Here is a 16,748-nt window from a genome sequence, read left to right as displayed (position 1 = left end):
CGGCCGGTCAGCGCGGCGACGACGTCCTGGCGGGAGGCCTGGACGGCGGGCACGACGGCGGCCAGCAGGCCGGTGACGAGGCCGACCAGGAGGATGCCGATCAGGTCGAGCGGCTGCAGGTTGAAGTGGCCGAAGCGCTTGCCGGAGTAGTCCTCGGCGTTGGTGCGCAGCAGGGCGACCAGGCCGACGCCCAGGCCGAGGCCGACCAGGGCGCCGGTGACGCCGAGGACGATGCCGCCGCCGAGCACGACCGAGCGGACGTTGGCGCGTTCACCGCCGGCCGCGGCGAGCAGTCCGAGCTGCCGCCGCGAGCGCCGTGCGCCGACGGCGAAGGCGGGGCCCGCGAGGAGGACGATCTCCAGCAGGGCCATGCCGACGACGGTGGCGAGGATGACGACGTCGGTCCGGTTGAGGTAGGAGGTCTCTTCGCCGCCGTGCGACTTCTGCTCGACGTAGTAGGGGACCTCGGCACGGTCCGGCGGGTCGAGCAGGACGGCGCGGGAGGTCAGGGTGAAGCCGTACTCGTTGACCTCCTTGACCTTGTTCCAGTCGAGCGCGGCCCCGGCCGGGAGCTTGACGAGCCAGCGGGAGGTCTCGGTGCCGGCCTCGCGGGCGTTGTCCGCCTTGGTGGCCTTGGCGAGCCGCTCCAGCAGGGTGCCGGGGCGGGCGGTCAGTTCGGTGGCCCGCAGTTCACCGGGGTACTCGTAGACGCCGGTGATGGTGAAGGGGACGGACTCCAGGCCGCGGACGGCGGTCTTGTCGCCGACCTTGAGGCCGGAGCGCTTGAGGAAGTCCGCGGTGACGGCGGCCTCGGTGTCGGCGGCCGGGGCGCGGCCGTCGACCAGGTTCACCCGGCCCTGCCAGACCGGGTCGGCCAGGTCGGCCTCGCCGACCCGGGTGGTGAGCAGGCCCTGGGCGCTGCTCGCGGCGGTGTACGGGCCCGAGAGCTCCGGCACCAGGACGGCGCCGGCCGGGAGCAGCTGGCGGGCCAGCTCGACGGGGGCGGTGTCCAGGGAGCGCCGCTGGACGGGGGTGTACGCGGGGGCTTCGCCCTCCTTGGCGTCGTCCTTGGGGTCCTTGACGGTGAAGCCCTTGTCGGGGTCCGGCGCCTGCCTGATGGTGGAGCCGGCCTCGATCACGCTCAGTTCGCCGGCGGCCTGGCCGATGAGCCGCGCCACGTGTTCGGTGGGTGTGAGCTCGGCACTGCGGTAGACGACGTCGGCGCCGGTGACGCCGAGGACGGGCAGGGCGACCATGGCGACGACGAGGGCGCTGCGGCCCTTGGCACGCAGGGCGTCACGGCGGGCTATGCGCAGGGCGACCCGCCAGGCGCTGAGCTTCACTCGTCCACCTTCAGGCTGTTGCCGGCGGCGGTGACGAGCAGGCTGGCGGCGTCCTGGCTGACGGACTCGTCGACCATCCGGCCGTCGCGCAGGAAGACGACCCGGTCGGCCCAGGCGGCGTGCCGGGCCTCGTGGGTGACCATCATGGCGGCGGCACCGGCGTCGCAGCGGGCGCGCAGGACGGCGAGCACGGCTTCGCCGGTGGTGGAGTCGAGGGCGCCGGTGGGTTCGTCGGCGAGGACGAGGCGGCGGTCGCCGATCAGGGCGCGGGCGATGGCGACGCGCTGCTGCTGGCCGCCGGACATGTCGTCGGGGAAGCGGTCGGCGAGCTCGGGGATGCCGAGCTCCTCCAGGGCGACGAGGGCCTCGCGGCGGGCGGCGCGGGTGGACAGCCCGTCGAGTTCGCGCGGCAGCGAGATGTTCTCGGCGGCGGTGAGCGCCGGGATCAGGTTGTAGTCCTGGAAGACGTAGCCGACGGAGCGGCGGCGGACCTGGGCGAGCTTCTTGCGGTTGAGGCCGCCGAGGGCGACGCCCTCGACCAGGACCTGGCCGCTGCTCGGGGTGTCCAGGCCGCCGGCCAGGGTGAGCAGGGTCGACTTGCCGGACCCGGAGGGGCCCATGACGGCGACGAACTCGCCGGGGTGGACCTTGAGGTCGACGCCGCGCAGGGCCTGGACCTCGGCGGCGCCGTGGCCGTGGACCCGGGTGACGTTCTCCAGGTGGAGCACCGGCATCTGCCGGGCCTCTTGGGTGTGGGACACGAATTCCCCCCTTGTGCTGGGTGTGGGCTCGGAGTCGGGCCGAGCCTCGTGGTTCGGGTGGCGCGCGGACTCACGCGCGCGGACTCAGGCGGTGCGCTCGGGCGGTGGGCCCAGCCGATGCGCTCGGGCGCGCGGGCTCGGGCGGTGGGCCCGGGCGACGCGCTCAGGCCCGCAGGCGGCGGCCGCGTTTCGCGGGCGCGGCGCCGTCGCGGGCGGCCTCGGCGGTGCGGGCCTGCAGGAGTTCGGCCTGCTGGGCGAGCCGGGTCTCGCAGTGGTCGAGCCAGCGGATCTCCGCTTCGGTCTGGAAGATCAGCTGGTCGAGGACGAGCAGCCAGGCGAGGTCGTTGCTGTCGGAGGGCACCACGCCGGGGCGCTTCTCGCCGGCGAGGGCGCGGCCCTTGAGCCGGGTGTAGTCCTGGAGCGCCTTGATGCTGTGCCGGCGCTGGCCCTGGACGACGGCGGAGACGTCCACCCCGGGGACGGTGACCGCCATGGCGAGCTTGATCGCCAGTTCGTCGCGCGGGGGGTTGGTCCGGGGCACCGGGGTGTCGAACCAGGCCCGCAGCTCCTCCCGGCCGGCGTCGGTGGCGGCGTAGAACTGGTGGCCCTCGCCGTCCTCCCCCGCGGGCTCGACCAGCCCGTCGCGCTCCAGTCGCGACAGCGTGGTGTAGACCTGCCCGACGTTGAGCGGCCAGGTGGCGCCGGTGCGCGCCTCGAACTCGGTGCGCAGCTGGTAGCCGTAGCGCGGGCCCTGGTCGAGCAGGGCGAGCAGACCGTGACGGATGGACATACCGAGTATGTATACCCGGTATGCCCTACCGCCTCAAGCCGGGCACCCCTCCCCCGGGGACCGGGTACCGTCGTGCGGTGTGAGCCAGTTGCGCATCGCCACCTTCAACCTGTTGCACGGACAGCCGCTCGCCCCGGACGGCGCGCCGCGGCCCTACCCGTCCGACCCCGGCGGGCCGTTGGCCGAGGCGGTGGCCGCGCTGGACGCCGACGTGCTGGCGCTCCAGGAGGTGGACCGGCACCAGGCGCGCTCCGGCCTCGCCGACCAGGCGGCGGTGGCCGCCGCGGCGATGGGCGCCAAGGACTGGCGCTTCGCCGCCGCGCTGCACGGCCGCCCGGCGCCGGTGGCGGGCTGGGTGCCGGAGCCGTCCGGCCCGGGCGGCCTGCGGGTGTACGGGCCGGGCGAGGTCGGCGACGGTGCCGCGCCCTCGTACGGAACGGCGCTGCTGACGAGGCTTCCGGTGCGGCACTGGCGGGCCCGGCGGTTCGCCCCGGCCCCGTTCGGGCTGCCGCTGCGGGTGGCCGGACGGCGCGGACTGACCCCGGTGCCGGACGAGCCGCGGGCGGCGCTGGCGGCCGTCCTGGAGGGCGAGCGCGGGCCGTTCACCGTGGTGGCGGCGCACCTGTCGTTCGTCCCCGGCTGGAACATGGCGCAGCTGGCCGGCATCCGGCGCTGGATCGCCGACCTGCCCCGGCCGTACCTGGTGCTGGGCGACTTCAACCTGGTCGGCGCCGTGCCGCGGACGGTGCTCGGCGGGGCGACGGCGCTGGAGCGCACCGCGCCGCGGGCGCGGGTGCGCGAGCTGCGGGCGGCCCGGCGGGCCCGGCCCGCGCTGGCCGAGCCGCGCCGGCGCCGGGTGCGCGAGCCGCGGCCGCGCCTGCAGGGCTGGTACGACCTGGCGCGCACGCCGACCTACCCCTCGCACCGGCCCGCGGTGCAGTTCGACCACGTGCTGGCGATCGGCGTGCCGCGCACGGCGGTCGGCCCGGCGGCGGCGCCGCGCGCGGTGGTGTCGGACCACCGCCCGCTGCTGGTCGAGGTGTCCCTGTAGGCGCCGAGCGCCCTCAGTGGCGCGCCAGGACCCCGGCCTGCTGCGGGAGGTGGACGGTGGCCGCGCCCTGGGGCCCCCCGGGCCCGAGCGCGGGCGGGGGGTCGAACTGGAGCAGCAGCATGGCCGCGTCGTCGCCGAGCTGGCGCCCGACGTGGCGCACCACGTCCTCGTGCAGGCGCTGCAGGACGTCGGCCGGGCGGCCGGCGGCGCAGTGCGGGAGGCGTTCGGCGAGCGGGTAGAAGACGCCCGCGCGGTCGCGGGCCTCGATCACCCCGTCGGTGAACAGCAGCACCCGGTCCTCGCCCCGGAGCAGCAGCCGGTGCACCGGCGGGCAGACGTCGGCCGGGTCGAGGACGCCCAACGGCGGTACGGTCTCGGCGAGTTCGAGCGGGCTGACCTCGCCGCCGCGCAGCAGCAGCGGCGCGGGGTGGCCGCAGTTGACGATCTCCGCGGCGCCGTCGGGGCGGACGCCGATCAGCACCAGGGTGACGAACTCCTCCTCCACGCCCGGGTGGTCGTTCTCGTGCAGGGCGCGGTCGAGGCTGACGGCCAGCCAGCCGGCCACCCGGTCCAGGGCGGCCTCCTGGTGGGCGGCCTCGCGGAAGGCGCCGAGCACGGCGGCGGCCGTCTCCACCGCGCCGAGGCCCTTGCCGCGGACGTCCCCGACCACGGCCCGCACCCCGTGCCGGGTGTTGACCACCTCGTAGAGGTCGCCGCCGATCCGGGCGTGCGCGGCGGCGGCCTCGTAGTGGACGGCCGCCCGGACGGTGCCGACCCGTTCGGGGACGGGCCGCAGCAGCACCCGGCGGGCGATCGAGGCGACCAGCTGGGCGTCGGCCAGCGCCTGTTCCTGGCGCAGTCTCAGGGTGGCGCTGACCCAGCCGATCCCGGCGACGAGCAGGATCGCGAAGACGCTGGCGGCGTGCACGGACTCGCCGAGCGTGTCGCTGCGGATGGCCATCAGGAAGGCCGCCGCCTCGGTGCCCAGTCCGATGGCGAGCGGGTACCAGGTTCGGCGGCTGACCACGGCGGCCAGCGCGGGCACGGCGGTGAGGGCCGGTTCGACCGTCACCTCGGTGCCGCTGAGGTAGTCGAGGGCGACGATCAGCACCATGCCGATGAACGGCAGCGCCAGCGCCGTCCTCGGCCAGGTGCCGGTCGCGCGTGGGGCGGGCCCCGGTGTCGGCCCGGCGAACCGCTCTCTGATCCATCCGGTCGCGCTCAACTTCGGTCTCTCCAGCAGAAGACGCCGATGCCCGAGGGCACCTGCGGTGATGACTGAGGGTCAGGGAATACGGGCCTCGCTGGCGGCCGGAGCACGGGGGTTGACCGGTTACCGACCCCACAATAGGCGCGAAACGTGCACGACGCACAGGTTTCGGGCACTGGCGTGATGACTTGGATGCTCTGCGTGACTCAATAGTCACTGTTCCCGATCAGGAGCCGTTCCAACTCTTTTCGGTCGGGAAGTCCTGCGGGACGGACGATCCGGCCGCTGCGGACGTACAGGAACGAAGCCGTGACCTGCTCGGGATCGACGCCCGCGTGCTCGGCCCAGGCCAGCCGGTAGACCGCGAGCTGCAACGGGTCGGCGGTCTCCTCCCGGTGGGTCTTCCAGTCCACCACTTCGTAGCGTGACGCACCACCGGATTCCGACAACGCGTCATCTTCCCGGTAGACCGCGTCGATCCGTCCCCGCACCACCCGTCCCGCCAGCACCAGCTGGAACGGCGCCTCCACCCGGTGGGGCTTGCGCTGCGCGTACGGGGTGCGCAGGAACGCCTCCTTGAGCCGCTCCAGGTCCTGCTCGTCCTCGATGCCGTCGTCGTCGGCGCCGGGCAGCGCGCCGGGCTCGACCAGCAGCAGCGGCTCGATCCGGGACTGCACCCAGGCGTGGAAGCGGGTGCCGCGCCGGGCCGCCGGCTGCGGGGGACGCGGCATCGGGCGGGCCAGCTCGTGCGCGAAGCCGTCCGGGTCGGCGGCGAGGCGCAGCAGTTGGGTGGCGGACAGCGAAGCGGGCAGCGGCACGTCCCGCGCGGTGCGCCGGGACCGCTCCAACTCGCCCAGCAGCGCGGTCAGATCGCGGTCCCAGGAGGCGACCTGGCGCTGGTCCTCGGGGGCCATCTCCTCGGCGTCGGGAGCCGCCGCGCCCGCCACCCGCGCGCGCACCACCTCGGCGACCCGGCGGCGGGCGTGCTGGGCGGTCGGGTCCAGCGGCAGCGGCCAGGGGCGCTCGACCGGGGAGGCCAGCGCCGGGTTCTCGGCGCCCTTCTCCGGCTGCTCGGCCCAGTGCTCGACCTCGCCGGCGCCGGGCCGCTCGCAGTGCTCGCGCAGCCGCTCCAGGAAGTCGGACGGGCCGCGGACGGTCTTCTGGCTCGGCCCCCACCAGTGCCCGGAGGCCAGCAGCAGCGACCGGGGGCGGGTGAACGCCACGTAGCCCAGGCGCAGTTCCTCGACGCCGGAGTGCTCGGCCAGCTCCTTCCTGAACGCCGTCATCGACTTCCCGTTCCACCCGCCGCGCACGTCGGGCAGGGTTTCGGCGTCGCCGCGCAGGGCGTGCGGGAGCACCCGCTTGGTGCTCGTCCAGCGTTCGCGCGGGCTGGACGAGGGGAATGCGCCCCGTACCAGGCCGGGGACGGCGACCACGTCCCACTCCAGGCCCTTGGACTTGTGCGCGGTGAGCACCTTCACGGTGTCCTCGCCGCCGGGCAGGCTGCTGTCCAGGCCGCGCTCGTACTCCTGGGCGGCGCGCAGGAAGCCGAGGAAGGCGGCGAGGCCCGGGTCGCCGTCGAGGTCGGCGAAGGAGGCGGCGACGTCCAGGAAGGCGTGCAGGGTCTCCCGCCGCCGGGCGGCCAGGGCCTGCGGGGAGGCGGCGAGTTCGACCTCCAGGCCGGTGACGGACAGCACCCGGTGCAGCACGTCCATCAGCGGGTCGGCGAGCGAGCGGCGCAGGTCGCGCAGCTCGGCGGCGAGCCGGGCGAAGCGCACCCGCGCCTCGGCGGAGAACGGCAGGTCGTCGGGCTTCCCCTCGTCACCGGCCGAGGCGTCGAGGAAGGTCTCCACCGCGTCGGCCAGCGAGACCACCTCGGTCGGGTCGGCCTCGGCGACGGCCGCGGCCAGCGCCTCGACGCCCTCGGGGTGGTCGGTGCGCACCAGGTCGGCGGCCCGGCGGCCGAGCAGCGCGAGGTCGCGCGGGCCGATCCGCCAGCGCGGGCCGATCAGCAGGCGCACCAGCGCGGCGTTGGCGGTCGGGTCCTGCAGCACCTCGCAGACCGCCACCAGGTCGGCCACCTCGGGCAGCTGTAGCAGCCCGCCGAGGCCGACCACCTCGACCGGCACCTCCCGGGCGACCAGCGCGGCGTGGATGTCCGGGAAGGCCGCGCCGCCGCGGCACAGCACGGCGATCCGGCCGGGCGCGGTGCCGGTGCGCACCAGGTGGGCGATCGAGTCGGCCAGCCAGTCGATCTCCTCGGCGTGGGTGGGCAGCAGCGCCGCGCGCACGTAGCCGTCCCGCTCGGCGCCGGGGGCCGGGCGCAGCGCCTCCACGCCCTCGTGCATCTCCCGCAGCGGGGCGGCGAGTTCGTTGGCGAAGGCGAGCAGGCGACCGCCGCTGCGGCGGTTCTCGCTGAGCGCGTAGCGGTCGGCGGGGCGGCCGTCGGCCTTCGGGAAGTGCCGGGGGAACTCGTCGAGGTTGGCCACCGAGGCGCCGCGCCAGCCGTAGATCGCCTGGCAGGGGTCGCCGACGGCGGTCACCGGGTGGCCGCTGCCGGTGCCGGCTGCGTCGGCGGGGGCCCCGAACAGGCCGGCGAGCATCAGCCGCTGGGCGACCGAGGTGTCCTGGTACTCGTCCAGCAGCACCACCTTGAACTGGCCGCGCAGCAGCTCGCCGACCTCCGGGCGCTGCTGGGCGAGGCGGGCGGCGGCGGCGATCTGGTCGCCGAAGTCCATCAGCCCGGCGGAGCGCTTGCGGCGCCGGTAGTCCTCGACGAGGCGCAGCAGTTCCAGCCGGGCCCGGGCGGTGGCCGGGACGGCCCGCAGGTCGTCGTTGGTGAGCTTGACGGTGGCGAGGGTGTCCAGCAGCCGCTCGTCGAACTCGCGCAGGGTCTGCGGCTCGACCAGGTGCTCGGCGAGCTCGCCGTCCAGTGCGGTCAGGTCGGCGACCAGGTTGGCGAAGGTGCCGGTGAGCGCGGGGAACGGGCCGCGGGCGGTGCGCAGCACCTTGGCGGCGAGCTGGAAGCGGGTGGCGTCGGCGAGCAGCCGGACGTCCGGCTCGATGCCGATCCGCAGGCCGTGCTCCTTGAGCAGGCGGCCGGCGAAGGCGTGGTAGGTGGAGATCTCCGGGTCGCCGAGCGGCTCGGCGCCGTCCCGGTCGACGACCCCGGCCCGCAGGAGGGAGGCGCGCACCCGCTCGGAGAGCTCGCCGGCGGCCTTGTTGGTGAAGGTGAGGCCGAGCACCTCCTCGGGCCGGACCGCGCCGGAGCCGACCAGCCAGACCACCCGGGCGGCCATCACCGTGGTCTTGCCGGAGCCCGCGCCGGCGACGATCACGGCCGGCTCCAGGGGGGCTCCGAGGGCCGCCATCTGCTCCCGGTTGAACGGGATGCCGAGCAGCTCCTTGAGCTGGTCGGGATGGCTGAGCACGGCGGTCACCCCGCAACCGTAACCGGAGCGTCGGACAGGATTCACTCCACGAGCTGCGCCCCGTCGCGCTGGGCGGAGCAGCTGCGGCGGAAGGCGCAGCGGTCGCAGCCGCCGCCGGTCCGCGGGACGAAGCGCTCGGCGAGGACCTTCCCGGCCGCCTCGGCGAGCAGGTTCTCGATCCAGGGCTCGCCCTGCGGCGGCTCCTGGTGCTGCACCTTGGGGGTGTCCTGGGCGGCCTTGGCGGCGGGCTCGCGCAGGTGGACGAGTTCGGCGCCGCCGGTGTCCGGCGGGTGCCCGGTGAAGCCGGGCAGCTCGTTCAGGGCGCCGGCCCGGACGGCGAGCTGGTAGACGGCGAGCTGCTTGTGCTCGGGCAGCGACTTGTCGGTGGGTATCTGCTTGCCGGTCTTGAAGTCGACCACGTAGGCGCGCCCGGCCGCGTCCTTCTCCACCCGGTCCATCGAGCCGCGGATGCGCACCGAGACGCCGCCGACGTCGAGGGTGACGTCGAAGCCGTGCTCGGTGGCGACGAGGTCCCGGCCGCGCTCCAGGACGTGCCAGTTGAGGAAGCGCTCCAGGGCGGCGCGGGCCTCGGTCTTCTCCTGCTGGGACTTCCAGGGCGCGTCGAAGGCCAGCGCGTCCCAGACGGTGTCCAGCCGCTCCATGAGCACGGCGAGGTCGGCGGGGGTGCGGCCGGAGCCGACCTCGTCGGCGAGGGCGTGCACCACGTTGCCGAAGCCCTGGGCGGCCGAGCCGGCGCCGCGCGCCTTGACCTCCTTGTCCAGGAACCACTGCAGGGAGCAGCTCTCCAGCTGTTCCAGCCCGCTGCCGGACAGCCGGACGGGCGCGTCGGCGCCGCGCAGCGGCTCGGCGGCGGCGGTCGGGTCGTCCAGGCCCCACCAGCGCTCGGGGCGGGCGGCGGGGACCAGCGGCTGCCCCTCCTCGTCGGTGGCGGCGGCGAGGGTGGCGAGCCGTTCGGCGGCGGCGCGGCGCAGTTCGGGCGAGCGGGCGGGGTCGACGGTGACGGCGCGCAGTTCGGCGACCAGCGCGGCGACGGACAGCGGGCGGCGCGGCCGGTGGGTGACGTCCTCGACGGTGACCGGCGGGGTGCGGCGGACGACCTTGCCGGTCCTGGGGTCGACGTCCTCGCGGTAGAGCTCGCGCAGGAAGCGGGACGGTTCGTCGCCGTCGTCGGCGGGGGCCTTGACGGCGGTGACGATCAGCCGTTCCTTGGCGCGGGTCGCGGCGACGTAGAAGAGCCGGCGCTCCTCGCCGAGCAGCGCGCCCGGGGAGAGCGGTTCGGCGAGGCCGTCGCGGCCGATCCGGTCGGCCTCCAGCAGGGAGCCGCGGCGGCGCAGGTCGGGCCAGAGGCCGTCCTGGACGCCGGCCACCACGACCAGGCGCCACTCCAGGCCCTTGGAGCGGTGGGCGGTCATCAGCCGCACCGCCTCGGGGCGCACGGCCCGGACGGTGAGGGTGTCGGCGGCGATGTCCTGGGCTTCGAGTTCGGCGAGCAGGTCGAGGGCGCTGCGGTGGCCGGTGACCTGTTCCTCGGCGCGGGCGGCGGTCTCGAACAGGGCGCAGAGCGCGTCCAGGTCGCGGTCGGCGTTGCGGCCGGCCGCGCCGCCGCGCAGGGCGGCCCGTTCCAGTCGCTCGCGCCAGCGGCGGCTGCCGTCCCACAGCTCCCAGAGCGCCTCCTCGGCGGTGCAGCCGCCGGCCAGCAGTTCGCGGACCTTGCGCAGCAGGGTGCCGAGGTCGCGGGCGCGGCGGGCGTGCGCGGGGTCGAGGGCGACGAGGCGCTCGGGTTCGGCGAGGGCCTCGCGGATCAGTTCGCCGGCCGGGCGCGGGGCGGCGGCGGGACGGCCGTCGGCGCGCAGCGCGGCGCGTTCCTCCTCGCGCAGGGCGCGGCCGAGGCGGCGCAGGTCGGAGCCGTCGAGGCCGCCGAGCGGGCCGGTGAGCAGGGCGTGCGCCAGGTCGGTGGTGAGCGGGTCGGGGGCGTCCGGGTCGCCCTGCTTGTCGCGGGCGGCCTGTTCGGCGCAGACCCGCAGGGCGAGCAGCAGCTGGGCGACGGCCGGCTCCTCGCGCAGCGGCAGGTCGTCGCCGTCGATCTCCAGCGGGACGCCGGCCGCACCGAGGGCCCGCCGTACGCCGGGGATGGAGCGGGCGCCGGCCCGGACGAGCACGGCCATCTCGCCCCAGGGCACGCCGTCCTCCAGGTGGGCGCGGCGCAGCAGGTCGGCGATCGAGTCGAGCTCGGCGCCGGGGGTCGGGTAGGTGTAGACCTCGACCCTGCCGCCTTCGCGGGAGGGCAGCAGGGCGCGGTGCTGGGCGAGCTTGTCGGCGGGCAGCCGGCCCATCGGCATCCGGCGGGCGACCTCCCGGGAGGCGGCGAGCAGCAGGGCGCCGGAGCGGCGGGAGACCCGCAGCACCTTGACCTCGGCGGGGCTGCCGTCGGCCTGCCGGAAGGTCTGCGGGAAGTCGAGGATGCCGTTGATGTCGGCGCCGCGGAAGGCGTAGATCGACTGGTCCGGGTCGCCGACCGCGACGAGGTCGCGTCCGCCGCCGGCCAGCCGGCGCAGCAGCCGGACCTGGGAGGGGTCGGTGTCCTGGTACTCGTCGACGAAGACGACGTCGTAGCGCCGCCGCAGCTGCTCGGCGACGTCGGGGCGCTCGGCGAGCAGCACGGCGCGGTGGACGAGTTCGGCGTAGTCGAGGACGCCGCGCAGGTCGAGCACGTCGAGGTAGTCGGCGAGGAAGTGCGCGGCGGCGGCCCAGTCGGGGCGCTGGACGCCCTGGGCGAAGCGCTCCAGTTCGGCCTCGCCGAGGCCGAGTTCGCGGCTGCGGGCGAGGACGGCGCGGACCTCGTCGGCGAAGCCGCGGGTGGTCAGGCAGGCCCGCAGGTCCAGCGGCCAGGCGATCCGGCCGAGGCCGAGCCTGGCGTCCTCGGCGCCGCCGGCCAGCAGTTCGCGGACCATGACGTCCTGCTCGGGGCCGGAGAGCAGCCGCAGCGGCTCGGCGTAGTCCTCCGGGTCCTGGTGGGCGCGCAGCAGGGCGTAGCAGTAGGAGTGGAAGGTGGTGGCCTGGGGGGCGGCGGCGGAGCCGCCGAGCCGTCCGGACATCCGGTCGCGCAGTTCCGTCGCGGCCTTGCGGCTGAAGGTGAGGACGAGGATCCGCTCGGGGTCGGTGCCGTCCTCGATCCGTCGGGCGACCGCCTCGACCAGGGTGGTGGTCTTGCCGGTGCCCGGCCCGGCCAGCACCAGCAGCGGCCCGCCGGGGTGCTCGACCACGGCGCGCTGGTAGGCGTCCAGCACGGGTGGGTCGGGCTGGACGAGCGGGCTGCGCACGAGCCGGTAGGGGGAGGTCACGACTGGTCCTGGGGTCGAACAGGGGCATGGCGGGGCGGGCCCGCGCGGGGCCCGCCCGTATCGAGCCTACGGTCCCGCCCTGTCAGTCCGGTCCGCGCGGCGGCTGTCGGTCGGCCGGGCTACGGGATCGGCCGGCCGTCCCAGCGGGCCCGCTTGAGGTCGATCCGGGGCGGGTCGGCGAGTTCGCGCAGCGGGGTGCCCTCCTCGCCGTAGTGGTCGAGGGCCCGGTGCTCGTGCCCGGGCAGCAGGCGGCCGTCCGCGCGGACGACCCGCCACCAGGGCACCGGGCCGCCGTACAGGGCCATCACCCGGCCGACCTGCCGGGGGCCGCCCTGGCCGAGGTACTCGGCGACGTCGCCGTAGGTCATCACCCGGCCGGGTGGAATCCGCTCGGTCAGGTCGAGCACCAGTTCGGCGAACGGCGGCAGGGCGTCCGGTAGGCCGTCGTGTGTTGCGTCCGTCACCTGCGGCATTCTTCCCTACGGGGGCGCGCCCGCGGCCCCGTACGTACGATCCGCCGCGCCCGATCCGCCCCCTGTCCCGCACGGGGCGCCGGGGCATGCCACCATCTTCCGGGGCGGTGAGTGGTGATACGAGGACAAGACCAGATGACCGGGACGGCTGACGTGGGCGTGGACGAGGACTCCGACGAGTCCGCTGCCGCCGTGCCGTCGGCGCCCGGGAGCGGGGGCGAGGACCGGCCCGAACCCGGGCCGACGCCGGAAGTCTCCCTGATCAAGGACCGGACGATCAAGACCCCCGCACCCGCGAAGACCCCCGGGCAATCCGGTCCGCCCCAGGCCGAGACCACCGGCGCCCCGGCGCCCGCGGCCCCCGCCGCCCCGCCCGGGGAGCAGGAGCCGTCGGACGAGGCCCCGCACCTGGACGTCGACGAGCCGCTGCTCGCCGCCCGCGCGCACCGCCCGTCCGACCTGATCCGCTTCCTGGCCGGCGTCCTCGGGATCGTCGCCGTCTTCGTGCTGGCCGGCATCGCCACCTCGACCACCACCGGCATCGAGCAGGACATCGCCTCCAACGCGCCGCACTTCTCCGCGGTGTTCTCCACCATCACCGGCCTGCTCTCCAGCGTCGCGGTGCTCGCCGTGCCGCTGGCCTTCGCGGTCGAGCGGCTGATCAAACGCGACGGCCTGCGGGTCGCCGACGGCGTGCTCGCCTCGGTGCTGGCGTACGGCGTCTCGCTCGGCATCGACTGGTGGGTGGCCGAAGGCGCCTCCGACCACATCCGGGACGCGCTGACCCAGCTGCCGCTGGACAGCACCGGCACCCTCACCGACCCGGTGCACGGCTACCTCGCCCCGGTGATCGCCTACATGACCGCCGTCGGCATGTCGAGCAGACCGCGCTGGCGGGTCGCCCTGTGGGTGGTGGTGGTCTTCAGCGGGGTCACCGAGCTGCTCGGCGGCTACACCACCCCGCTGTCGCTGCTGCTCACCGTGCTGACCGGCTGGTCCGTCGCGTACGGCACGCTGTACGCGATCGGCTCCCCCAACATCCGGCCCACCGGCCAGCACCTGATGATCGGCCTGCGCAAGGTCGGCTTCACCCCGGCCGGGGCCATGCGCGCCCCCGACGCCCCCGGCGGCACCCGCCGCTACCAGGTCACCCAGCAGGGCGGCCCCCCGCTGGACGTGCACATCATCGACCGCGAGCAGCAGGCCTCCGGCTTCTTCTACCGGGCCTGGCGCCGGCTGCGGCTGCGCTCGGTGGCGGTGCGCCGCAGCCCCCAGTCGCTGCGCCAGGCACTGGAGCAGGAGGCCCTGATCGCGTACGCGGCGGCCGCCTCGGGCGCCCGCGCGCCGCAGCTGGTCGCCACCTCGGAGCTCGGCCCGGACGCCGCGATCCTGGTGTACGAGAACGTCGAGGGCCGCACCCTGGACGAGCTGGCCGACGAGGAGGTCACCGACCCGGTGATGGCCTCGATCTGGCAGTCGGTGACCGCCCTGCACGAGCGCCGGATCGCCCACCGCCGGCTCACCGGCGAGTCCCTGCTGGTGGTGGACGAGCGGACCGGCTGCCTGGTCAACCTCTCCGGCGGCGACATCGCCGCCACCGACCTGACCCTGCGGATCGACGTCGCCCAGCTGCTCACCACCTTCGCCCTGCGGATCGGCCCGGAGCGCGCCGTCGCCACCGCCAACGCGGTGCTCGGCGCCGAGCGGGTGGCGCAGGCGCTGCCGCTGCTCCAGCCGGTCGGGATGAGCCGCTCCACCCGGGTCGACCTCGCCAAGCTCACCAAGGAGCGCAAGGCCGCCGCCCGGGCCAGGGCGCTGGAGCAGGTCGCGGCCGGCGAGCGCACCCAGGAGCAGGCCGAGGAGGACATCGCGGCGGCCGGCGAGGACCTGCTGAGCCGCATCCGCGGCCAGATCCTCCAGATCGCCCCCGAGGCCCCGATGGCCCCGGCCAAGCTGGAACGGCTGAAGCCGAAGAGCCTGATCATGGTGATCGCGCTCACCTTCGCCGCCTACCTGGCCCTGACCACCATCAAGCCGGCCCAGCTGAAGCTCTCCCAGATGAACTGGGCCTGGGCCGCGGCCGCCCTGCTCGCCGCCGCCTTCAGCTACGTCGCCGCCGCGATGAGCCTGACCGGCTTCGTGCCCGAGAAGCTGCCGTTCCGGCGCACCGTGGCCGCCCAGCTGGCCGGCTCCTTCGTCAAACTGGTCGCCCCCGCCGCGATCGGCGGCATCGCGCTCAACACCCGCTACCTGCAGAAGGCCGGCATCCGCTCCGGCCAGGCGGTGGCCTCGGTCGGCGCCTCCCAGCTGGCGGGCCTGGCCGGGCACCTGCTGCTGCTGTTCAGCTTCGGCCTGATCACCGGCAGCCAGACCAACGGGGACCTCTCCGCCTCCCGGGCGGTGATCATCGGCGTGCTGACCGCCGCCGTGCTCGCCCTGGTGGTGGCCGCCGTCGCGCCGCTGCGCCGGTTCGTGCTGGGCCGGCTGCGCTCGCTGTTCTTCGGCGTGGTGCCGCGGATGCTCGACCTGATGCAGACGCCCAGCAAGCTGGTCACCGGCTTCGGCGGCATCCTGCTGCTGACCCTCTCCTTCACCGCCTGCCTGGACTTCTCGGTGCAGGCCTTCGGCGGCGACGTCAGCTTCTCGGCCGTCGCGGTGGTCTTCCTGACCGCCAACGCGGCCGGCTCGGCGATCCCCACCCCCGGCGGCATCGGCCCGGTCGAGGTCGCCCTGATCGGCGCCCTGACCGTCGCGGACGTCTCCCCCGCGGTCGCCACCCCGGCGGTCTTCCTCTACCGGGCGCTCACCTTCTGGCTGCCGGTGCTGCCGGGCTGGATCTCCTACAACGTGCTCCAGCGCAGGAACGCGCTCTGAGCCGCCCCCGGACACGTGAAGGGCCCGCCGGTCACCTTGGGAATCCAAGGAGCGGCGGGCCCTTCCACGTGCGCGTCCTAGTAGACCGGCTTGTGCGGCTCGATCTGGTTCACCCAGCCGAGCACGCCGCCGCCCAGGTGGACGGCGTTGCCGAAGCCCGCGGCCTTGACCACGGCCAGCACCTCGGCCGAGCGCACGCCCGACTTGCAGTGCAGCACGATCTTCCGGTCCTGCGGCAGCTTCTCCAGCGCGTCGCCCATCAGGAACTCGTTCTTCGGGATCAGCACCGCGCCGGGGATGTTGACGATCTCGTACTCGCCGGGCTCGCGGACGTCGATGAGGTAGATGTCCTCCTTGTCGTCCTGCCACTGCTTGAGCTGCTGCGAGGTGATGGTCGAACCGGCGGCGGCGGCCTGCGCCTCCTCCGACACGACGCCGCAGAAGGCCTCGTAGTCGATCAGCTCGGTGACCGTCGGGTTCTCACCGCAGACGGCGCAGTTCGGGTCCTTGCGGACCTTCACCTGGCGGTAGTTCATCTCCAGGGCGTCGTAGATCATCAGCCGGCCGAGCAGCGGCTCGCCGATGCCGGCCAGCAGCTTGATCGCCTCGTTGACCTGGATCGAGCCGATGGACGCGCACAGCACGCCCAGCACGCCGCCCTCGGCGCAGGAGGGGACCATGCCCGGCGGCGGGGCCTCCGGGTACAGGCAGCGGTAGCAGGGGCCGTGCTCGGCCCAGAACACGCTGGCCTGGCCGTCGAAGCGGTAGATCGAGCCCCACACGTACGGCTTGCCCAGCAGCACCGCGGCGTCGTTCACCAGGTAGCGGGTGGCGAAGTTGTCGGTGCCGTCGACGATCAGGTCGTAGCCGGCGAAGATCTCCAAGACGTTGGAGTTGTCGAGGCGCTCCTCGTGCAGCACCACGTCGACGTACGGGTTGATCTCCTTGACCGAGTCGCGGGCCGACTCCGCCTTGGAGCGGCCGACGTCCGACTGCCCGTGGATCACCTGGCGCTGCAGGTTCGACTCGTCGACCACGTCGAACTCGACGATGCCCAGCGTGCCGACACCGGCGGCGGCCAGGTACAGCAGGGCCGGCGAGCCGAGGCCGCCCGCGCCGACGCACAGCACCTTGGCGTTCTTCAGCCGCTTCTGCCCCGCCATGCCCACGTCCGGGATGATCAGGTGGCGGGAGTACCGGCGGACCTCGTCAACGGTGAGCTCGGCGGCCGGCTCGACCAGGGGTGGCAACGACACGGGGACTCCGATGGGTCTTGTTCGGGTGGCCGGGGCCACCTCGGTGCGGGTTGCTGCTCCGCCACTCGGGTGGCTGTCTAGGCCAACAGTGTCACGCCCCCTCGGTATTCCGAGACAGCCCGTCCGATGGGCGAGACGGGCGGCACCGGATCGTGGAACCCGCGGCCGGGCCCCGGAAGGCGCCCCGGGCCCGTGGC

General features: G+C 74.9%; 10 protein-coding genes. 2 read left to right on the top strand and 8 right to left on the bottom strand.

What is annotated here, in order from left to right:
• From ACFU6K_RS09555 to ACFU6K_RS09545, 3 genes are all read right to left on the bottom strand, one after another.
• Positions 1-1,343, bottom strand: a 1,343-nt coding sequence (locus ACFU6K_RS09555) for an FtsX-like permease family protein (RefSeq protein ID WP_380661924.1), incomplete at its 3' end; no start/stop codon positions are given.
• Entirely contained in the window at positions 1,340-2,077 is a 738-nt protein-coding gene (locus ACFU6K_RS09550) for an ABC transporter ATP-binding protein (RefSeq protein ID WP_380661925.1), read from the bottom strand. The genes ACFU6K_RS09555 and ACFU6K_RS09550, both read right to left, overlap by 4 nt.
• Positions 2,078-2,267: 190 nt before the next feature.
• Positions 2,268-2,894, bottom strand: a complete 627-nt coding sequence (locus tag ACFU6K_RS09545) for a PadR family transcriptional regulator (RefSeq protein WP_380661922.1) — start codon at positions 2,892-2,894, stop codon at positions 2,268-2,270.
• Positions 2,895-2,973: 79 nt separating this feature from the next.
• On the opposite strand from ACFU6K_RS09545, the gene ACFU6K_RS09540 reads away from it, so the two are divergent.
• Positions 2,974-3,945 carry an endonuclease/exonuclease/phosphatase family protein gene (locus ACFU6K_RS09540; protein ID WP_380661920.1) on the top strand — a complete coding sequence of 324 codons (972 nt, stop codon included), beginning with the start codon at positions 2,974-2,976 and terminating at the stop codon, positions 3,943-3,945.
• A 13-nt stretch (positions 3,946-3,958) separates the two neighbouring features.
• Here the strand turns inward: ACFU6K_RS09540 and ACFU6K_RS09535 are convergent, their stop codons facing one another.
• The 4 genes from ACFU6K_RS09535 to ACFU6K_RS09520 all read right to left on the bottom strand — a co-directional run bounded on the left by ACFU6K_RS09535 (position 3,959) and on the right by ACFU6K_RS09520 (position 12,421).
• A complete protein-coding gene (locus ACFU6K_RS09535) occupies positions 3,959-5,170 on the bottom strand; it encodes a PP2C family protein-serine/threonine phosphatase (protein ID WP_380661919.1) in 1,212 nt (403 codons plus the stop codon).
• Positions 5,171-5,361: 191 nt separating this feature from the next.
• A complete protein-coding gene (locus ACFU6K_RS09530) occupies positions 5,362-8,595 on the bottom strand; it encodes a UvrD-helicase domain-containing protein (RefSeq protein ID WP_380661917.1) in 3,234 nt (1,077 codons plus the stop codon).
• Positions 8,596-8,627: 32 nt separating this feature from the next.
• Positions 8,628-11,948 (bottom strand): ATP-dependent helicase, encoded by a 3,321-nt coding sequence (locus ACFU6K_RS09525; protein ID WP_380661916.1) that lies wholly within the window; start codon positions 11,946-11,948, stop codon positions 8,628-8,630.
• Between the two features lie 119 nt (positions 11,949-12,067).
• A complete protein-coding gene (locus ACFU6K_RS09520; protein WP_380661915.1) occupies positions 12,068-12,421 on the bottom strand; it encodes an MGMT family protein in 354 nt (117 codons plus the stop codon).
• Positions 12,422-12,556: 135 nt separating this feature from the next.
• Here ACFU6K_RS09520 and ACFU6K_RS09515 point away from each other — a divergent pair, with 135 nt between their 5' ends.
• Positions 12,557-15,295 carry a flippase-like domain-containing protein gene (locus ACFU6K_RS09515; RefSeq protein ID WP_380661913.1) on the top strand — a complete coding sequence of 913 codons (2,739 nt, stop codon included), beginning with the start codon at positions 12,557-12,559 and terminating at the stop codon, positions 15,293-15,295.
• A 77-nt stretch (positions 15,296-15,372) separates the two neighbouring features.
• Here ACFU6K_RS09515 and moeZ read toward each other — a convergent pair whose 3' ends face one another.
• Positions 15,373-16,551 (bottom strand): adenylyltransferase/sulfurtransferase MoeZ, encoded by a 1,179-nt coding sequence (gene moeZ, locus ACFU6K_RS09510; RefSeq protein ID WP_380661912.1) that lies wholly within the window; start codon positions 16,549-16,551, stop codon positions 15,373-15,375.
• Positions 16,552-16,748: the final 197 nt, after the last annotated feature.

The organism is Kitasatospora sp. NPDC057512 (genome assembly GCF_042802135.1).
Taxonomy (GTDB): Bacteria; Actinomycetota; Actinomycetes; order Streptomycetales; family Streptomycetaceae; genus Kitasatospora.
The sequence above is the reverse complement of the archived record's forward strand: the minus strand, read 5'-3'. Positions and strand labels throughout refer to the sequence as shown.

Bases quoted from the DNA above. Each gene is read 5' to 3' on its own strand.
- ACFU6K_RS09515 (WP_380661913.1), top strand. From the start codon at position 12,557: ATGACCGGGACGGCTGACGTGGGCGTGGACGAGGACTCCGACGAGTCC.
- ACFU6K_RS09550 (WP_380661925.1), bottom strand. From the start codon at position 2,077: ATGCCGGTGCTCCACCTGGAGAACGTCACCCGGGTCCACGGCCACGGC.
- ACFU6K_RS09545 (WP_380661922.1), bottom strand. From the start codon at position 2,894: ATGTCCATCCGTCACGGTCTGCTCGCCCTGCTCGACCAGGGCCCGCGC.
- ACFU6K_RS09520 (WP_380661915.1), bottom strand. From the start codon at position 12,421: ATGCCGCAGGTGACGGACGCAACACACGACGGCCTACCGGACGCCCTG.